The organism is Flavobacterium poyangense (genome assembly GCF_011751075.1).
GTDB lineage: Bacteria > Bacteroidota > Bacteroidia > Flavobacteriales > Flavobacteriaceae > Flavobacterium > Flavobacterium poyangense.
The window spans coordinates 170,554-189,311 of record NZ_JAALLN010000007.1; the positions used below are offsets into that span (position 1 = coordinate 170,554).

The window sequence follows — 18,758 nt, forward strand, 5'->3', positions numbered from 1 at the left end:
TATGTAAAATTAGTTTACTTTTGAAGCCTGTGCTACAGTAAAACCAAATTTTGTCGCAATTTGAGTTGAAAGCTCATCTAATTTCGGAGATAAACCGTCAATATCCCATAAACCGTTTGTACCGCTCAATAGTTTTACCAACATAGCATCAACTTCTGCTTTAGTAAAATAAGGATTGTTAGTGCCCGGTTTGTTTGTATAACGTAAACACATGATAAAACCATAACCTTCAGACAAAGAGTGTAGTGCTTTTGCTCCTTTATCTCCTGCAGCTAATTTTGCTTTTCCATCCTGAAGATAGTAAACTGCACGTACAGCCGGAATTAGGGATAAATTGGTTTTGATGATAGCAATCTGTGCATCACGTACAGCATAATCATTGGCAAGAATTGCAGCTCTACCGGTTCTGAAAGCCAACTCAATAGCCGCTTTTGTTTTGTTGAAATCAGTATCAGCATTCACCTGATTGATATAAGTACTCCAGTATTTAAAGACATTTGGAGTAACCGTAAGGTTGTCTGCACCGTACACATATCCGTAAGCCTCATCCCAGGCATGCTCCATTGTAGTATATTTAGTACCCGCCTCTAAAACTTTTTTGGTATTGTTGTCTTTGTTTGAAGCCTCGTCTAATTTGTTTGTACTCAAATAATTGTTAAGAATCTGATCTAAAAGACAAGCTCCCATCATTCCTTTTAGTAAAAGTTGTTGTGGTTCCATACCGTTTGCAGCAAATACTCTCTTACTTGTTCCGTCTAGATAAACTCCCGCAACACCCGGCGCAGCAGTAGTACCTTGCGTTCCTGCCTGAGCATCAATAAATGAATTTTCGAATACCTCACGTACAGCAACTTGCTCTGCACTTGAACCACCACCTTGGTTAAGCACAAAATAATCTTTTGACGCTGCTGTTTTGTCTTTTAATTGTTTTCCTGACGTATTTAAACTTGCTGTTGCAAAACGCGCATTCTTGTTTGCATACATCTCAGATAAGATTGTTTTATCAGCTACTGTTCCATTTGTTCCGGCATTTTTGATATAATTACCTAATTCATCAAGCATTAAGAGACGAGCTGTTTGTCCTGAGTAATCAACTGATGTAGCACCTTCTCTTGTAAAAGTATAGGTCGCAGGTACAGTGTAAGGGGCAATGGTCTGTTCTTGTGGCGTGTTGTTATCATCATCATTTGAGCAAGAAACTGCCGTTAGCATTAAAGCTGAAAAAGAGCCTAGTAAAACTAAATTTTTGATATTCATATTTATTTTATTTAGATTAAATTAATTTAATGTTTTGACAAATGTATTTTAAAAATGCTGTGAAGCAAAATTTATTGAGAGCAAATATTAATAAAACTTTAACCCGTAAATACAGAAATAAAATTTTAATAAGTAAAATATTAACTTACAAGAACAGTTAAGCCATTTTCGACTAGTGAAATTGTAAGAACATTCGTTTTAAGATTATAACTTTCGCCATCTATCTGAGCATCAAGGAATATGGATTCAGGTACTTTAACAATAAGGTCCTTGATTAAATGGTGTTCGGCTTTTTTGAAATTCTGAATCTTGTTTCGCAACACGCTAATGCCTAATGCGATTTTATTCCAAAAGGATAATTGTGGAATTACGACAAGATCGAGCCAGCCATCTGTAAGGCTTGCCGTAGGGGTTAGGCTCATGTTATATCCCATTTCATTGGAATTGGAAACAAAAAGCATAAATGGTTTTGTATGGATTATTTTGTTATTATAAGACAATACAGATTCCTTTGGTTTAAACTCAAGACTTGAAAGTAGGGAGGCCTTAATGTACGCCAATAAAGTTCTATTGCCGGATTGTTCGTATTTCTTGATAATCATCGAGTCAATACCAATTCCCATATTGCTGAAAAAATAGTGGTTATTGACCTTACCGACATCCATTGCCATATGTTTTCCTGCTTTTATAATCTGTATGGCAGTTTTTACGTCGCGAGGGATATTTAAGTTAGAAGCAAGTCCGTTGCCGGATCCCACAGGTATAATGCCCAGTTTTATAGTTGTTCCCACAAGACAGGAAGCTACTTCATTGATAGTTCCGTCTCCGCCACAGGCTACAACATAATCCGGATTGTTTTCTACAATTTTTTTGGTCAGAGCAATTGCATGTTTTTTATGTTTACTAAAATCTACTTCAATGCGATAGTTTAATTCATCAAAACAACTTTTCAGAAACGGAGTTGAGATATTGTGTTTTCCGCTTCCGGAAATTGGGTTAACTATAAAATGAATGTAGGTCATTATTTTAATAATTTTGATGAATAAATATTTATAAATGCTATAAGAGAAGGAGTGGAGCTAAATTTCTTAAATTGCCAATCTATCTGTGGCAGTACTAGAAAAGAAAACCTGACTAATAGCATATTTTTATTCAACATAGACTTAGATTAAATATAAATTGTTGTCAAGATTAAGTTTGAATTTTGAATTAATTCTGAATTTTTAATTCAAATTTAATTTTAAATGAGTTTTTTCTTGTTAATCATTGTTTTTTAAACTGTTTAGTGCAATTTTGCAACTTGTCTTTTTGCTAGAGTGAATAATAGGAGCGTGTTTTTACGCGGATGAGACGGGTTTACTTTGTAAATACGCGGATAAAAACGGATTTTTCAAAGTTTAAGCTTTAATTTACAAAAATTCGTGCAATTTGCGGCTGTTTTTTTGCCAGGAATTGCACGAATTTTCAAGAATTGCTTTCTTTATGTAGATTCTTTTCTAAAATTTATATGTGTATCCAAATCGGATTACTTGCGTTTCGTAGTAATCATGGCTGTTGTAGTTGAAATTGGTACCTTGAATTTCTTTTTTAATTACCAGTGTATTAAATAGATCAGATGCGTTTAAGAAAATCTCAGCTTTTCCTTTCTGAACTGTTTTTTTGATTCCCATGTCTACAGAAAAACGTGAATTTATTTTCCCTTGCGGAATAATATCCGGAGCAAGATAAAGTGCTGATAGTTGTCCGGTCAGCGTTTTAGATAGAGTGAAAGTGTTGTTCCATTTTGCATTTCCGGAAACCATTTCCTGTTTTTCTGCGTGATAGTCAACCGGGGTAGGATACAAATTGGTCACCGTGAACGCATCAATTCTATTTTTGTAAATGTTTCCGTTGATATTGAAAGAATACCAAGGCGTCATTTCATTAGAATAGATCAATTCCAGACCTGTAGATGCACTTTTTCCCGCATTTTGAAAAACAGAATAAATAAGAGTGCTACCGGGAACTGTCGATGCAATTCTGGTGATTGTTCCATTTACCAGTCTATGATATACGGATGCCGTAAGATACGATTTTGAAAAATTGGTTTTATATCCCAGTTCAATTCCATCTGTAAACTGAGGACGTAGGGCAGGATTTCCGACTTTTATAATTTCAGCATCATCGTATTTTGGAAAGATTCGGATATCGACTTCACTTGGTCGGTCGACTCTGCGATTGTAGAAAAGAGTCAGTTTGTTTTTATCATTAAATTTATAGGCAAAACGCATATTCGGGAACGGCTGTGTATAATTGTAACCATCACTTTTATACGTTGGATGATTAGGATTTACATCGTATACTAAATGTACATATTCTACACGCAGACCCAGTTCAGCCTCCATTTTATTATTTTCAAAAATATAATTCCCGTACAGTGCCGGTATAATCTCTTTGTATACGGCCCATCCTCCGGCATTAGCATCCAAAGGCGAGTTGATTCCGGGAAAAAATTGCATGTCAGTTGGAATTTCTCTGTTTCTGAATTTGAGTCCGGTTTCAAAACGACCATATTTTAAAGGGCGTATGTAATCGACATTTAGATCTACTACTTTCTCATCGGAGAGAAGTTTGAAAGAATCTCTTCCAGTAGCGTTTGGTAGAATATTATCAAAGAAATATTTTTCATCTTCCCGGTGATAAGTATAATTAATTCCTGCGTTTAATTTATGCCCGGCTTCTTTAAATTTATGCTGATAGGAGCCACTAATCATAATAGTAGTTTTTAATTCATCTTCAAGAAAGTTCCATAAGCGCAGTCTCTGAGAGAAATCAGAATTAAAAAAAGGTTGTTGACCGTGATCTGTAATTTTTTCGCTTCCAAAAAGTCCCGAAAAAGAGAAGGTATTCGCCTCACTGTAGTTCCAATCGATACCTGTTTTAAAGGTTGTAAAATGGGTATCGCGATTTCTCTTTGTTTGTTGGTTTATGATGGTACCATCGTTGTAGGTACGTGTGACAAATTCGTTTTTGTTAAGTGTTTCGATATAGAGATAATCAGCTTGCAGATAAGTATTTACTTTATTCTTGCGATAATTTAAAGATAAGGTTGGATTTATTTTAGGCGTTAGCTGATACTGAGGTGTCATTTCGGGTAAGTTTGCTTTGCGTTCCCATAACGAACCATATCCGGAACTAATACCAATCTTTCCGTTAAAACCTTCCTGTTTGTTTTTTTTGTAAATAATATTGATAATTCCCGCATTCCCGTTGGCATCAAAACGTGCCGAAGGGTTGTTTATAATTTCAATTTTATCAATGGCAGAAGCGGGGATATTATCCAATCCGGATTGGTTACCAAAGCCAGTTAGGGCAGTTTGTTTTCCGTCAATAAGAACCGTTACTTTATCATTCCCGCGTAGTTGTACTTTTCCTTCATGAACCGTAACACCGGGTAGGCTCTGCATTGATTGCAAAACAGATCCGCCGCTTTGGGCAATATTGTCTGCAACAGAAAATATTTTCTTCTCCATTTTGGCGTTTTGATTTTCTGCCTTAGAAGTAACGATTACCTCAGAAAGGGTATTAATGTCTTCTTCAATTTCTATAACTGATAAATCAAGATAATCAGACAAAGAACCCACATACACTGGCTGTATTTTTGTTTTATAGCCAATGAAACTAATCTCCATATTGTAATTTCCGGGATTGATGGCAGTCAGGGTAAAACGCCCTTCGTCATCGCTCACAATTCCCGCTGCCGCAGCTTGGGTTTTGGATGATTTTAGAACAATATTTACGTAAGGAACAGCCGTTTTTGTTGTTTTGTCTTTTATAATTCCTGATAAGGTAACTCCCTTTGTTTGCGCCGATACATTTGATATGGCTAGTAAGAGTATTGAGAGCACTAGAATATATTTAATTTTCATTGTGTATTTTTTTATTTTTTTTCCATAAAAGAACCAGAACTGTCAAAGATTAGGTCTTCCGTTTTCTTCTAATTTCAAGGGGGATTAATTCTTGAATTTCAGTAATCTTGTTTTTTTTGTAAAATGTGAGATGTAAAATGTAGGGTGTCGGCTATCTATAGTTTGTGGTAGTTGTTTAGAGATATAACTACAACCATTATGAGATTTACAAGGTTTTTATAGAAAAAGGATTTATACTATTGTACAGCAAGGACTGGATTTCTTGGTTTTTATTTCACTTTTCTATTATACAATAGATAATGTTTTTTTGAATTTGCAATTCGATTTTTATTGCTTTAATAGTAGCCAGATTTTGTGTTGCTGCTATCGGAAAGAGTGGCAGGGCTAACAATATTGAACTGATTTTTTTCATTTGTACTGTGATTTTCTTGATTGATTTAAAATACAGTAACAAAGGTAGATACGGATTTTGTAGAGAATTTGAATTTCTAAAATTTAACGCTAAAACTATGAAGGTGATCGCAAAAAGTGTACTTGATTTCCCATTTATTGAGTTCAGCAATTTTTTTGATGATGGCCAATCCAAGACCATTACCTTGCGACGAAGGATTTGCCTTAGAAAAACGGTTGAATAACTTGTCTGTAATCAAGGGTTCGGAATTGCCTGAATTTAAGAATGTTAATGTTTGGTTTTGGGTTCGGATAATAATCTTGCCGTTTTTTTCATTGTGACGGATTGCGTTCAAAAATAAATTATTGATGAGTATTTCAGTTAATGAAGGGTTACTTTTTATTTTAAGCAGTTCGTTAAATTCTATAACTATAGTCAAATTTTTGGCTTTTGCCTGCTCGGTAAAAAAATCCAAATGTTTTTCGATATAATTGTTTAGTACAAAAGCTTCTTTGTCGAGATAATTAGTGTTTTCGATCTTAGAGAGCAACAACAAATTTTTGTTTAGTCGGTTTAATCTTGAAACATCTTTGTTTAATGAGGTCATTATTTTGGATTGCTCCTTACTCAGATCCATTTGTAAAAGCGTATCAATTTTGGTCTGGAAAAGAGTAAGTGGCGTCTGTAGTTCATGAGCTGCATTCTCGATAAACTCACGTTGGTTCTTGTAAATAACTATATTCTTCTCAATTAGACGATCCAGACTAGAGTTTAGTTGAGTAAATTCATCAATAGGAGTAGGAAGGAACTGCGGTTTTTTGTTTTTATCAATTTCAAAACTGCGGATCTGCTTTAAGGTATCATAAAAAGGTTTCCAGATTTTTTTTGATGATATTTTGGTAATCAATAATATTCCCGAAAGCAAAATAATGATAAGAATTAGAAACAGCTTGGCGGTACTGTAGACCATGTCTTCTTTTTCAATTAAATTAATTCTTCCGGTATAGGTATATGATTTTCCTTTAATGGATAAAGGCGCATTGATTTCGCGGTAAGGTTCATTTTCGTCCTCGAGTGCGTCGTAATAAAATTTGCTGAAAATAGTATCTTTAGCAATATGTTTAGAAGGTACAATTTGTATATTTCTGTTGTATTTGTTCCAAAGGACAATATCCTGTTCTGAAAAATGGGGTAGTTCATAATAAATGAATTCCTCCTTATGCAGCTTTAGCGTGTCATCAGTTTCCTCTACATACAATTGATTAATGATATAGTAAAAAACAGGTGCTGAACACAGGAGAATCAAAACGGAATAAATCAGGATTGTAGTAGTGGTTTTATTTAGTAACTTTTTATTCATTTTCCCATTTATAGCCCAGACCATAGACTGTTTTTATATAATTTGCACTTCCGGCACTGTGAAGTTTTTTCTTTAGATTCTTGATATGCGCATACACAAAATCGTGGTTATCAAGCATATCTGCCATGTCTCCGGAAAGATGTTCTGCAATAGCGCCTTTAGATAAAACTTTATTTTCATTACCAATTAAGTAAAGCAGCAGGTCAATTTCTTTTTTTGTAAAATCTAATTTAATGTTTTTTACACTTACAATTTTAGAAAAAACATCAATAACAATTTCATTAAAAATAACATTATTGCTGCCTTTAAAGTTTTTACGTCTTATAAGTGCCTGTATTCTAACTAATAATTCTGATAAGTGGAAAGGTTTGGTAAGGAAATCATCTGCTCCGAGATTAAATCCTTCCAAACGGGTCTCAAGCGTTTCTTTGGCAGAAATAATAATGATTCCTTCTGTTTTATTTCGGTTTTTAAGTTCTTTTAGAATATCAAAACCGTCGCCATCAGGTAGCATTAAATCTAATAAAACGCAATCATAATCGTAAGCAGAGATTTTATGAAGTGCTTCTTTATAAGTTCCCGCTGTTTCGCAATGTACTCCATTGGTTTTAAAATAATTTTTAATACTTCCGGCAATTTCGGCTTCGTCTTCTATTATCAGGATTTTCATAGGGCAAATTTAATACTTCAATTTTGAATGAATTTTGAATTTTAGTTTAAAGAGTAGAATGTTAGGGAACCGCAGACTAAAATTGAACAACTGCTGCACATCCTATTGCTTGTCCATTATAAAATGGAGAAATCAAAGAGGATACTTTTTTGTTTGAAGAAGGGAATAGCAAATTTTTGGTATAAGGATAGAGCCAGTAAGCAGCTTTGGTGCTTAAAATACCGATTCCGGCACCGGCAGCAACATCTGTAAGCCAATGTCTGTTGTTGACAATTCTAAAAATTCCAGTACCGGCTGCTACGGCGTAACCTGTAATTCCGTACCAGATGGATTTGTCTTTGTACTCCTGCCAAAGAAATTCTGCTTCTGCAAATGCAGTAGCGGTGTGACCGGATGGGAACGAGTTAAAAGAAGAGCCATCCGGACGTTCGACATGGGTAATTTTCTTTAAACCCAATATAGTAGTCGACATCATAATATAGGAAGTTGCCATAATAAGAGATTGGTCGCGTAAGGTATTTTTTCCTTTTATTCCCAATGCGTTTAATGCAAAAACAGATACGGCAGGCGCGTATTGTGAGAAATCATCGACCGATATTTTTTCGTCAATATCTTCTGTAATTTCTTCTTTTATTTCACTGTTAAATCCCTTTAGCCAATCGCTCTCTAGGCCTATGAATCCATAACCAATTAGAACAGCCGGAATAATAAGTTGTTTGTATTTAAATTTAAACGGCACCACCGAAGTATCAACTACAAAGGAATGCGTTTCCTGTTTAATAGTGTCTGTTACTGCTAGTGGAGCGACTGTTTTTAAAGAATCTGAAGTAATGGTTTGGGCGTTTACCATAGCACCAAACAATAGAAAAAGAAGCACTTTAGGCATATGCAGGAGATTTAGAGTTGTTATTGTACTGGATTTTTAGATTGTTACTTATAAATAACCAATACATTCTTTAAAATTCTATTTTGATTTTAACTGATCCTGTTAATCGTTCTATATCTAGGAAAAAACCTATTATAAATATAGTTATTCTTTTCATAATGGAGTTCAATTTTCTACCAAAGATCCTACACGATTTTGAATTAAATCTGTATTTTTTCTTAAAAGCAAAAATATTTCGACAGAAAGTACTCATTTCTATTTTTGTCAATATTCAAAAGGTTTTTTGCCGCCTTTGTTTGATATTTTTTTATAGAATTAGCCCCGTAATTCAGAATTAATTCAGATTTGGAATCGATTTTTGTTATGCTGTTGAAGACTTTTTTAGTGAAGGGTATTTGTATTCAAGTACTATAGTTTTTCGACAGGAACAAAAACAAATTTAGTTCGTAATGACATTAGAGCGGATTTATTTTAAATTATGGAAAGAGTTACATTTACACGAATAGCATTGCATGATCTGGTTTGGACAATGCCGGTGAGCCAGATAGCAAAACAATACGATGTTTCGAGCATGGGTATCAAAAGTGCCTGTGAACGAATGCAGATTCCTATACCTAATAGCAAATATTTGGTCAAAGCCAGATTTAATAAAGAGCTCAGACCAAAACTCTCGGAAAACTATACCGGGAGCGATTCTATTGAAATTTTAAAAAGAATTTATGAGTTTGAAGTCCGAAATAGTTCTAAACCGTCACTACTGATAGACTTGATTAATGAAATACGCAATGCCAAAAATGCTCCTGTAGTAGTTCCTGAGTCTTTGAGCGCTCCAACTGAAATCATTGCAAAAACGCAAGCCTATCTGGAGAACGAGCGCGGTGATGGAATGCTGCAGAAAAAGCATATGGAAACCCTCAATTTGCATGTCACCAAAAATACTATTCCACGCGCTCTGAGATTCATGGATGCGCTAATAAAACTTTTAGAATATAGAGGCCACAAGGTTGGGAAAGGAGTATATGGTTCGGATCTTGTTTTTTTTAATGATGGTATTGAAATTAATATTTATTTGAGAGAGGCTTTTAAGCGAATTCGAGCTGTTGCAAGTGATGATACCTACAGAGAAGTTTCTACAGGCGAATTTATTTTTCGAGTAAGCAAAGGATCAAGTATAAAAGAATGGCGTGACGGAAGTATCCCATTAGAAGAATGTCTGGCTCGAATAGTGTCTAAAATTGAGCTAATGGCTATGGAAGAAAGACAATGGAGAGCCGCTTGTGATAGCAGTCGTTTACAGAACACTAAAGAAGCTGTTTGATAGGAGTTTGTAGCAATTCTTTCTTCATTAATTCATTCAAGTAATTAGTTGATTATTTTATTTAGTTTGAATTGCCTCCAGTTTTAACTGGAGTTTATTAAGAAAGGCACAAAAGGCTTAAGCCGAACCTTTAAAAGAGATTAACTAAAGCTCTTACTATTAGTTAATTATTTGTATTCAGTTAAAACTGAAGGCAATTGATATAGCCTCGTCAAAAATTCAAAATTTATTACTTTTCCTGTTTGCATTTTTTAAACCAGTTACTTGAATTAATTCAAACAAATCAATTTGTTGACTCTAACTCCAAGATCTTCTCTAAAATACAAGAATCCCAAATGGACTTTGGGATTCTTGTTTTAATTCAAATTACAATATCTCGTTCGCCTCATGCCTAACTATGGAGCGAAGTAAATAACAGTGTATTATGGCGTAATGTCTGTTAAGGATAATGTAAATGGAATTTGCAATATTGGCACGTAGCTGTCTGTTACCGAATAAGCGGTTAACATGAAAGTGAATGTTCCATCATTAGTTTGTGGACTATTGTTTTGTTCCCAGCTGTTTATTCCTTCTGTTAGCATGTCGGCAATACTTTTTCCATGATCCGCTACTGTCAATGGAGTAGGAGTCAGTAGCAGTACCGGCACATCTACAGGGAAAGTTGTATTTGGAATAACATAAGTATAATCACATTGCATTTTTATGGTGAATTCTGTAATAGCAGCGTTGATGTTTTCTGTCAAAGCATCAAACAGGGCGAGAAGCTGAACATTAAGCGTACGGGTTGGTGCTACCGGATAGGTAGCGGTTCCGATAGTATTAATATCTATTGCATTATCGGCATTCAACAACGGGATCAGTTTGTTGTAGAACATCACTTGTGGTGTCTGATAGATAAACAATGGGTTTGTTGTTTGCCATGTTCCATCCTCATTTTCTAATAATTCCTCGTTTCTGATTACTGCCACACTGCTCCAGGCATTCTGTGCACTTAAGATATCAAGACCATCAATCTTAACAGTTCTGGACGGATCATTGTTTCGATCATCATATTGTAGATAAACTTTATCGCCGGAGTTGTTCAGAACGTAATAAAGGTATTCGTTTTCTTTGTCTTCGACCAATTCACTTGTATAACCATTAATAGCGACATGAATAGTAACATTAGCAGATTGTTGGTTATTGAAATCAATAGTTACAATTAAATAATCGGTTCGATCCTGCGCGCTTTCGGTAATGGTATAAGCCAGTGTAAATGGTGGTGCCGGCGCTGCAAGAGCGGCATTTGCGAATAAAACAGGCTTTCTCGGATTGACCTGATTGGTTACTGACCATTGTTCAGCCACCTGATTTACGATATCGATAAAGGCGAGCATTGCATAGCGGGCATTAATAGCCAAAGGTGAAGTGGCATTTAATGTGGTAGGCGTAAGAAGTGCAAGGTAATTATCAAAATCGGCACTAATTTGCGGATAAGCATCAATAAACTGTGCAAGCGCCTGATATAGCGGCAGATTCGAGTTGTTCGCAGTGGCGTAAAAGGTCTGATTTTCATCGGTAACATTAAACTGAATTTCGGTTACAATCGTATCCTGCGCCGCAGAAGGGTTTTGATAGGTGTAATAATACTCCCATGTGCGGGCTTGCTGTATGGTAATAGATTGCAATTGCCCGGATTCATTGATCGGATAATCAAAGTTCTGTGCAGATATCGACGGTGGTGTAGGGTAGGCACGTAATGGTACCGGTATAGTGGTCTGGCCTACATCACTCATTGTCGCCAAAGGACTGTCTTTATGGTCGATATCACCATCAAGCGGAATAATAAATGTCAACCAGGAAGAGGCAAGATAGTCTGCCAGATCCGGTATTTGTGTAATATCAAATTCCAAATGGCTGACACTGTAATCCATATCTCCAAAAGAGAAACTACGGCTTTCTGCTGCATCTTTGGCTTCAAACATATAAGTCAGCCAGGAAGCGCCATTGGCCGTCGGAACCTTAGCTGTTGACAAGGAATACTCTGTAGATTTCAGAATCGTTTCAGACCCATCAGCTGTAGGATCAAGACCCAACATTTTTCCATACAATGTAGGAACGTATGGAGCTTTTGGAGGTACATTATTTGAATTTGCATATTCACTACCGGAATACGATGAGTTTATATTGGCTGTGGTTTGCACAGAGGCAATATAACGGTAAGCATTCGCCAGTTGTATAAGGATCTGTTGTTTCCATTTATCCTGTGCATTACCAATATTTGACGGGCCTTTTCCAGCACTTGGTTCAATTATAAAATCAATGGTTCCTTCAATAGCATCTGCCAGTTTTTGTTTGGCATCCAATATTAATTGCAAATAATCGGGATCTTCGGCAAACACCTGTTCTACAGTTAATAAAAAGGCTGGTACAGCATAGGTTGGGCTTAGGAATTTATCAACCGCCTGTAAGAACTGTAGCCCCCAGCTGTCCATATCAATACTGGTATAATTTTTAGTAACACCACTATCAGCAGGATATGCTTTACCTTGTTGGTAGGTATTTATCTTAGCAGAGAAGGACTGTAGGCTAGTTGCCAGAGGAATAGGAGCAAAATAATAAACTTGCTCTCTGTTAAATCCAAATTTAAGACCATTGACACCGGTACTGTCAAAGCGCACCATCCAAAGCGGAGCATTTGCGGTTGTATCACTGTTTCCTTTGGTCAAATTGGCTCCTGTTGCGGCTTTAAGTACAATACCTGCATTTGGCTGGTTGATAAATGCGGCTTCAAATTGCTCTGCAAAATAAGAAAGCGCGAGCATGCCATTTACACCATTGTCCGCTAAAGGCTGTATAATCGTATTGGATAAAGCTACTCCCGCAACATCAATGAAATGAGGATCCAAATTAGCAATACGTTTCATGGTTATACTTGTTGAAACCAATGAAATTTCAGGTAATGTAGTGATATTGGCAGTTGTTACTTCTGCATTAATAGTATATGTTTGCACGGCAGCAGGTTGTTGTCCGGCAATGATTGCTTTTAAGTAAACTATAATAGGATTGATAAAGTTATTCAATAAATCAGTGGTCGTAATCGTATGATCTGTTGAAGTAACCACTCCTTGTGCATTGGCCTGATCCTCTACTGTTGTGGTGTAATGAATTACCATATCGTTACTACTAAGCTGATAGAAGATATTCATATAGGTAATCATATCGATCTGCGCATTATTCTGCGCTCCTTCACCTACGTAACGAACTGTATTGAAACTAAAGTTCAGATAAATATTCGGCTTGCTGTTAAGCGGACTGAATAAGTACGATACCGATACCGATGGCCATTGGCTTAGTGCAATAATGGCATCAGCATATAATAACTGCATCGATGCGCTTAATGGATTTGTACCATTGGGCGGAACATTTCCAAACATATCCTGCCAATTCAACACCATTTGTACGGTTGTACCTATTCCGGCATAAGGATTTGGGTATTCAGGATCTGTGCCTTTAGGCTGTACGTATTTATAGTAAGGCACAACAGCGTTGTAATTCCAGTCTTCAACATCATCATTGGCAGAAGGGTTTCCGCTTTTGGTATTCGCAATTGCTTCGTCATCCATTGAATCTACAGGTCCGGCAGGGGTTGGATTAATATAAGCCGGTATGGCCGGAACAGCTAATCCGATAAGATTGAATTGCGTTTCGAGATAAACTTTGTCTTCCGCCAGAGTCGGTACGGGTTGTGTTGGCACATAATCTCCCGGATTTTTTCGGGTAACTTCATAACCCACCGTTCCGGGCAGTAAAGTAGCTACACGGGTGGTGTATTGTTGTTCTGTAGGAGCTGTATCAGGAGACTGAACATAAACAGATGTATTTGAGGTATCAATAGCATCTCCTATAACAACGCTGTTTACAAATGGACTTAAAATTAGATCATCATAAGTAACTACCAATGCCAGATTCGCCACTCCGTTGCCTGCAAACAGGGTATCTGGCAGTCCTTTATTTTCGCTGTTGTTGTAGTAGAAGTAAAAACCACCACTGCGAACAATACTGCATTCCCATAACAGTTTGATAAAGTCTCCGGCTGTGTTCAGCGTATTGTAAGCTCTTTCAGGAGTTTCTATAAAGGCCGCTGCGAAAAAGGCTTGCGCCGGATTGGTTTCTGTAGACAAATTGGCTTGCACGATGGCTGTTTTAAAGTCGCCGTTAGCGTCAGAAACATAACCTCCGCTTGAATCTGTTGTTGGATCCGGTTGATACAATATCTGGATTTGTTGTATGGTTTTGGTTCCATCTGTATCAGCATGTGTGTTTAAGTAAGTCAGCAATTCTTGCAAATAAACAGTTCCTGCATCATCTGCACCCACCAAATTGTACATATTATTTGATAGCGGGGTTATTTGTCCGTCTACTGCGGTTATTTTCTGTAAGGAGAAATTAACTACAGTACCCCAGGTATAATTGTTCACTTTTGCTTTGGTAGTTCCTGTACTGGTCGTAGTCAATGTTTTGACATCAAAAAGCCAGTCTTTTCCATCTGCAAAGATAGTGGTCAGATTTGAAGGTAATTTCCACAACACCGGTTCATTGTCTACGCCACTGTAATAATCACCCGGATATTGCCATAGGGCAGGAGCCCCCAGTGAGAATGTTTGTGGCGTATCATTATAGTTAATAAGTGCAGTCGGACCGTAAGTAAGGGTTGGTGATAGCGTGATAGTAGCTACATCGTGTATGTGCTGAATCTCACTGTCATCAATAGTGATGGTAAGGGTGTTATTAGTTCCTAATACCATAGTAATCCAGGCCACATTTGGATTTTGCAATAAAATAGAATACTGATCACCTGCTTTTAGCGTTGATGGAATTGCAATCTGCTGTCCTGTTAATACATATAACGGTTGCGTTATTCCTTTTGCAGCATCAGGTGGTTGTGGCAATCGCAAACCATGAAGCATAAAACGGGATGCCATACCACCAATGCCTTGTACACTATTTGCTACCGCTGCGCTGACAACATCACTTACTTTGCCTTGAAGAGTTTCTTGTGTAGTTAGATAATCTGAGGCTGCCTGAAGTGCTTGCTTCGCCAATAAAGCAACAAAATCGGTAAAAATAAAGGTTGGAAAAGAGAGATTATGCTGCTCTTCATAGGTTGGATCAGTTACATTACTGCAATCGGTAGAATCATAATATTCTGCTGTAATACCGGATTGATAATCTACTCCGGCCGAGGCAAGAAGTACTGTGATATCACTGATATAATTTTGAGTGCCCGTCATGCTCTGCGTAGCAAAATTTACAGGGGTACCTGCGTTACCGTTCAGGTTGGTATTCAGAATTAGTTCCGGTACCACAGGGAAAACTGCTGCATCCATACTTCCGCTTTGTGTGGCATCAACTGCACGGATGTTTAACTGGAAGTAAGTACTGAAAAAAGTTTGTATATCATCGTGTGCGGCATTGATGTAATTAAACGGAGCAACATTATTTGGTCTTGTATTAAAATAACAAAGCAGAATAGCAATCTGATCTGCTGTGATCTCTTGTGCTTTTAGCCAATCTAAACCTGTATTTTCACTGGTATTTCCAATTAGTGCATTAATGGCCCAATACAAGACCCCTTCTGTTAAGGAAGAAAGACTATTATTGGCATCATCAGTATTGATATACAACATTGAAGCATATTGAGGACCTGCCGATCCTGTATCACCCGACACCGTAAGTTGTGGGAAAAACAATAAATCTAATGGTACTTTTGTAACAGGCTGAATAGGTTGCCATTTCAGAACAATTGGAGTTGAAGTAAGGCTTAATAGTCTTGCATTTACGCTATTTGTTTCAAATGCAGCTATAGCGTTCACTCCTTTTACCGGACAAAGATTCCATGGAGCTTTGTATGAGGTATCGCTACCAATGACAAATGAGGCAGTGATGGTGGCACTAAAGTGTAAGGATACTTTAATAGAAAATAACCCTAAGTTAATTTTAACGGTAAGTTTTACAGAAACACCTGCTTCAAAAGTAATAGGTATTGGTTTGTAACTTTCGATTATCATCGTAATATAAGCATAAGCCATAATATCAAGTCTGGCAGATATAATGGCAAAATTTATTTCACCATAAATATGTCCCGTCAAACCAAAAGTTCCCTGAATTTTGTAATAGGTCTCATCATGAGTATCTAAAGTAGTATTGGCAGTAAAAAAGCCTAAAACACCCTGAAATATTCCCACTGCGGTAAGCGAAAGCCCCGCTTTCATTATACCTTGATCTACTGTTTTACCAACTCCCAGAGAAAGTCCGAGACCGAATTCAATAACAGGATTAAATATTCCACAAGTGGTGGTAGGGACGTTGCTGGATGTTGCTCCGCTAAGATAACCGAAATAAAAGCCACCGAATCCTACAAAAGGGAATACCTGTACAGAGAAAGAACGCGAGAAATCGGTTATACTGGCCGGGAAACCAAAGTCCAGATAAAAATTACCATTGGTATATACTTTTACACCAATTATAGGAAGTGTTATTGAGACTTCTCCAAATTCAAGATGTCTGAACTGATCGGGCAATTGCAAATCAATTTGGTACATTCCGATGGAGTCGTTTATTTTTTTATAAAGAATTTCAAACTGAAGATTTTTAAATGCTCCTGCGTCCTTACTTACCCCAACCAGTAAACCATACATGTTGGGATCATTAAATACTGCCGCAATACGATAAAATTTGGCAACCGTAAAATCGGCTCCTATGAGCCAATTGCTGTTCTGGTCAAATATCAATGTTCCCGGTTTGGTACTTGCTGCCGGAACCGGTATCGTGGTCGAACTCTCATCAGACGTTGTGGTAAATGCCGCTCCCAGTGCTGTAATGGCCGCATCAACGGAATCCAGACTTGGAACATCGTACATCGTGACATGTTGCCCCATAGCGAGTAATTTCAAATCGAAAAACTCACTACCCATACCCGGTACTGCCGGCATTTTGGTAGCGTCACTACCTTTACCGTCTTTCTGTAAAGGCGAATCACTTTCGATCGGCAATCCTAAGAAAGTACCGTCAAAGTACATATAAACTCCACTGCCTTCGATGGTTTCGTCTTTGGTGATTTTGATCGCTTTTATATTGATAAAACCTAAATCTACTTTTATCGGAATACTGGCCTCAATGACGCTTTTAGCTGAATCTTTGTATCGGGTGTATTTAAATTCGAATCCGGATAGGTCAATACTGTTTAATAAATTCCATGGTGCTGACAAACTGAAGCCCGGGCTAAAGGTTCCAACCAAGGTACTGATAATTTCTCCCAATGAGATTTTGTCAAATTTAATGTCGATTATATCATTTTGTGCGCCACTGGTATAGGTAATCGTACTGGCAAACTCCGGTATTTTTAAATACACTTCTGTATCTGCTGTGCCAAATTTATACCCTACAATAAAAGTCAGTCCAAGCATTTGCCTTGCATCGGCTGTTCCTGTAATGGTTCCGGATGTTTTGTTATCGGTGTACGTAATGTCTACATTAGCATTCAGTTTTAAATCAAAAGAGCTGTATTGCAGATGCCAGGAAACATCACCTTTTACATTATAGATAGAGGATTTGGCCTTGTCATCTGGTAAAATATCGGTAAAACTCACATTACTGATACTTGGCAAATTGTCTTTTACCCAGCCCGGAATGGTATCATACCCCATACCAAAGGCCTGTAAGAAAGTAACGGCTATATCACTAAGCGAAATAACCTGATCCATTCCGGTACTGGCTCCAAAGGTCCAGGCCTCGTCAGCGTAACCGGCATATATAGCAAGATCAACCCCGCTATCAGGTGTTGAAGGGCCGATATGAAAAGTTCCGTTTATCTGACCGGTTGCAGTTCCCTGCATGCTGCTTATTTCAAAACCTAAACTGGTCATAGTAAAGCTCAGGTCAGGGCTTTGTATCGTAAAAAAGGTCCAATCTGCAATAATATTACAACTTAATGCATATTCTTTTGAGGTTGGCTCTATATTCATTACGAAAGTATCAATTTCAGATTTTAAATCTATTTGTACAGTCGGAAGAAACATAGTTAGTAAGTCCCCTAATTGAATGGTTCCTTCTATTAATTCTACCCCCATTGAGAAAGGAGCATAATAAGCTGATGCCGCAAGGGTATTGGGATACTGGTTTGTTATAGGATCCTTGTCACCTATATTAAAATAACCGGTTACCTTCACATTGGTGTCACGCAGATCCGAATCTCCGGGATAAGAAACGGTAAGCCCAATTTCAAGATTATTTAAAGTTAAATTACTTAATAACAACCAAGGTTCGTTTGTTTGTGCAGTTACTCCAATAGAAGAAATAATACTGTCATCTGCATCGTAAATCATGCTTATTTGACTGACTCCAATATCTGTAAAGGCATTTAATGGAGCCGGCAACACATTAGAAATGGTAACACCTCCAATTAGCTGAGAGAAATAGGAAATACCCGGATATGGAGTTTCAAAATCTGCGTTCAGTACCCATTCGTTCAATGTTATAGGTAAATCCATTGACAGCTTTACCGGAACTCCAATGTTAATTTCACCTCCCATACTTCCCGTTACCGGTGTTTGATCATCAGCAGCATTTACCAGTATAAATGGTTTACCAACTGAGAACCAACTAACTCCTGCGATGTTCCAGGTTCCATCTATCAGTAATCCATTTAATTCAGAAACCAAAGTAGTATCAGGTTCCGTAAAGTCCATTTCAACTGGGAAATCTACAATACCCAAAATTGAGGCAGTTCCATTTTTAATAGAAACGGTTTTTCCGTCAACAGACTTTTCGACGGTGCCGTTATTGATTACGAAAGGTTCCTTGAAAGTAAGTTTTAAATAAAAATCAGCAATAGGACCACTAGAAAGCACTCCCGGTACCAAATTAAGGTGTCCAGATGAATTGGCATTTACCAGCTCTGTATATAGTTCATCAAGTATCATTGGTC

8 protein-coding genes are annotated in these 18,758 nt (G+C 37.2%); 1 reads left to right on the forward strand and 7 read right to left on the reverse strand.

Annotated elements, in window-relative coordinates; all coding sequences use genetic code 11:
* Positions 1-9: 9 nt before the first annotated feature.
* The 6 genes from G3A47_RS13505 to G3A47_RS13530 all read right to left on the reverse strand — a co-directional run bounded on the left by G3A47_RS13505 (position 10) and on the right by G3A47_RS13530 (position 8,472).
* The gene (locus G3A47_RS13505) at positions 10-1,257 is read right to left on the reverse strand and encodes a DUF4856 domain-containing protein (RefSeq protein ID WP_166923153.1); all 1,248 of its coding nucleotides are present in this window, start codon (positions 1,255-1,257) and stop codon (positions 10-12) included.
* Between the two features lie 140 nt (positions 1,258-1,397).
* Positions 1,398-2,279: a diacylglycerol/lipid kinase family protein gene (locus G3A47_RS13510; RefSeq protein WP_166923154.1), complete on the reverse strand. Its 882-nt coding sequence runs from the start codon at positions 2,277-2,279 to the stop codon at positions 1,398-1,400.
* Positions 2,280-2,753: 474 nt separating this feature from the next.
* Complete coding sequence (locus tag G3A47_RS13515; RefSeq protein ID WP_166923155.1) at positions 2,754-5,165, reverse strand: TonB-dependent receptor domain-containing protein; 2,412 nt, start codon at positions 5,163-5,165, stop codon at positions 2,754-2,756.
* Positions 5,166-5,653: 488 nt separating this feature from the next.
* On the reverse strand, positions 5,654-6,916 hold the full coding sequence (locus tag G3A47_RS13520; RefSeq protein ID WP_166923156.1) for a sensor histidine kinase: 1,263 nt from the start codon (positions 6,914-6,916) through the stop codon (positions 5,654-5,656).
* Positions 6,909-7,586, reverse strand: a complete 678-nt coding sequence (locus G3A47_RS13525; RefSeq protein WP_166923157.1) for a response regulator transcription factor — start codon at positions 7,584-7,586, stop codon at positions 6,909-6,911. Before G3A47_RS13525 ends, G3A47_RS13520 begins: the two co-directional genes overlap by 8 nt.
* Positions 7,587-7,662: 76 nt before the next feature.
* The gene (locus G3A47_RS13530) at positions 7,663-8,472 is read right to left on the reverse strand and encodes a phosphatase PAP2 family protein (protein ID WP_243860458.1); all 810 of its coding nucleotides are present in this window, start codon (positions 8,470-8,472) and stop codon (positions 7,663-7,665) included.
* A 478-nt stretch (positions 8,473-8,950) separates the two neighbouring features.
* Between G3A47_RS13530 and G3A47_RS13535 the strand changes: the two genes are divergently transcribed.
* Positions 8,951-9,790, forward strand: coding sequence for a hypothetical protein (locus G3A47_RS13535; RefSeq protein WP_166923158.1), 840 nt, complete (start codon positions 8,951-8,953; stop codon positions 9,788-9,790).
* A 422-nt stretch (positions 9,791-10,212) separates the two neighbouring features.
* Here G3A47_RS13535 and G3A47_RS13540 read toward each other — a convergent pair whose 3' ends face one another.
* Positions 10,213-18,753 (reverse strand): hypothetical protein, encoded by an 8,541-nt coding sequence (locus G3A47_RS13540; protein ID WP_166923159.1) that lies wholly within the window; start codon positions 18,751-18,753, stop codon positions 10,213-10,215.
* Positions 18,754-18,758: the final 5 nt, after the last annotated feature.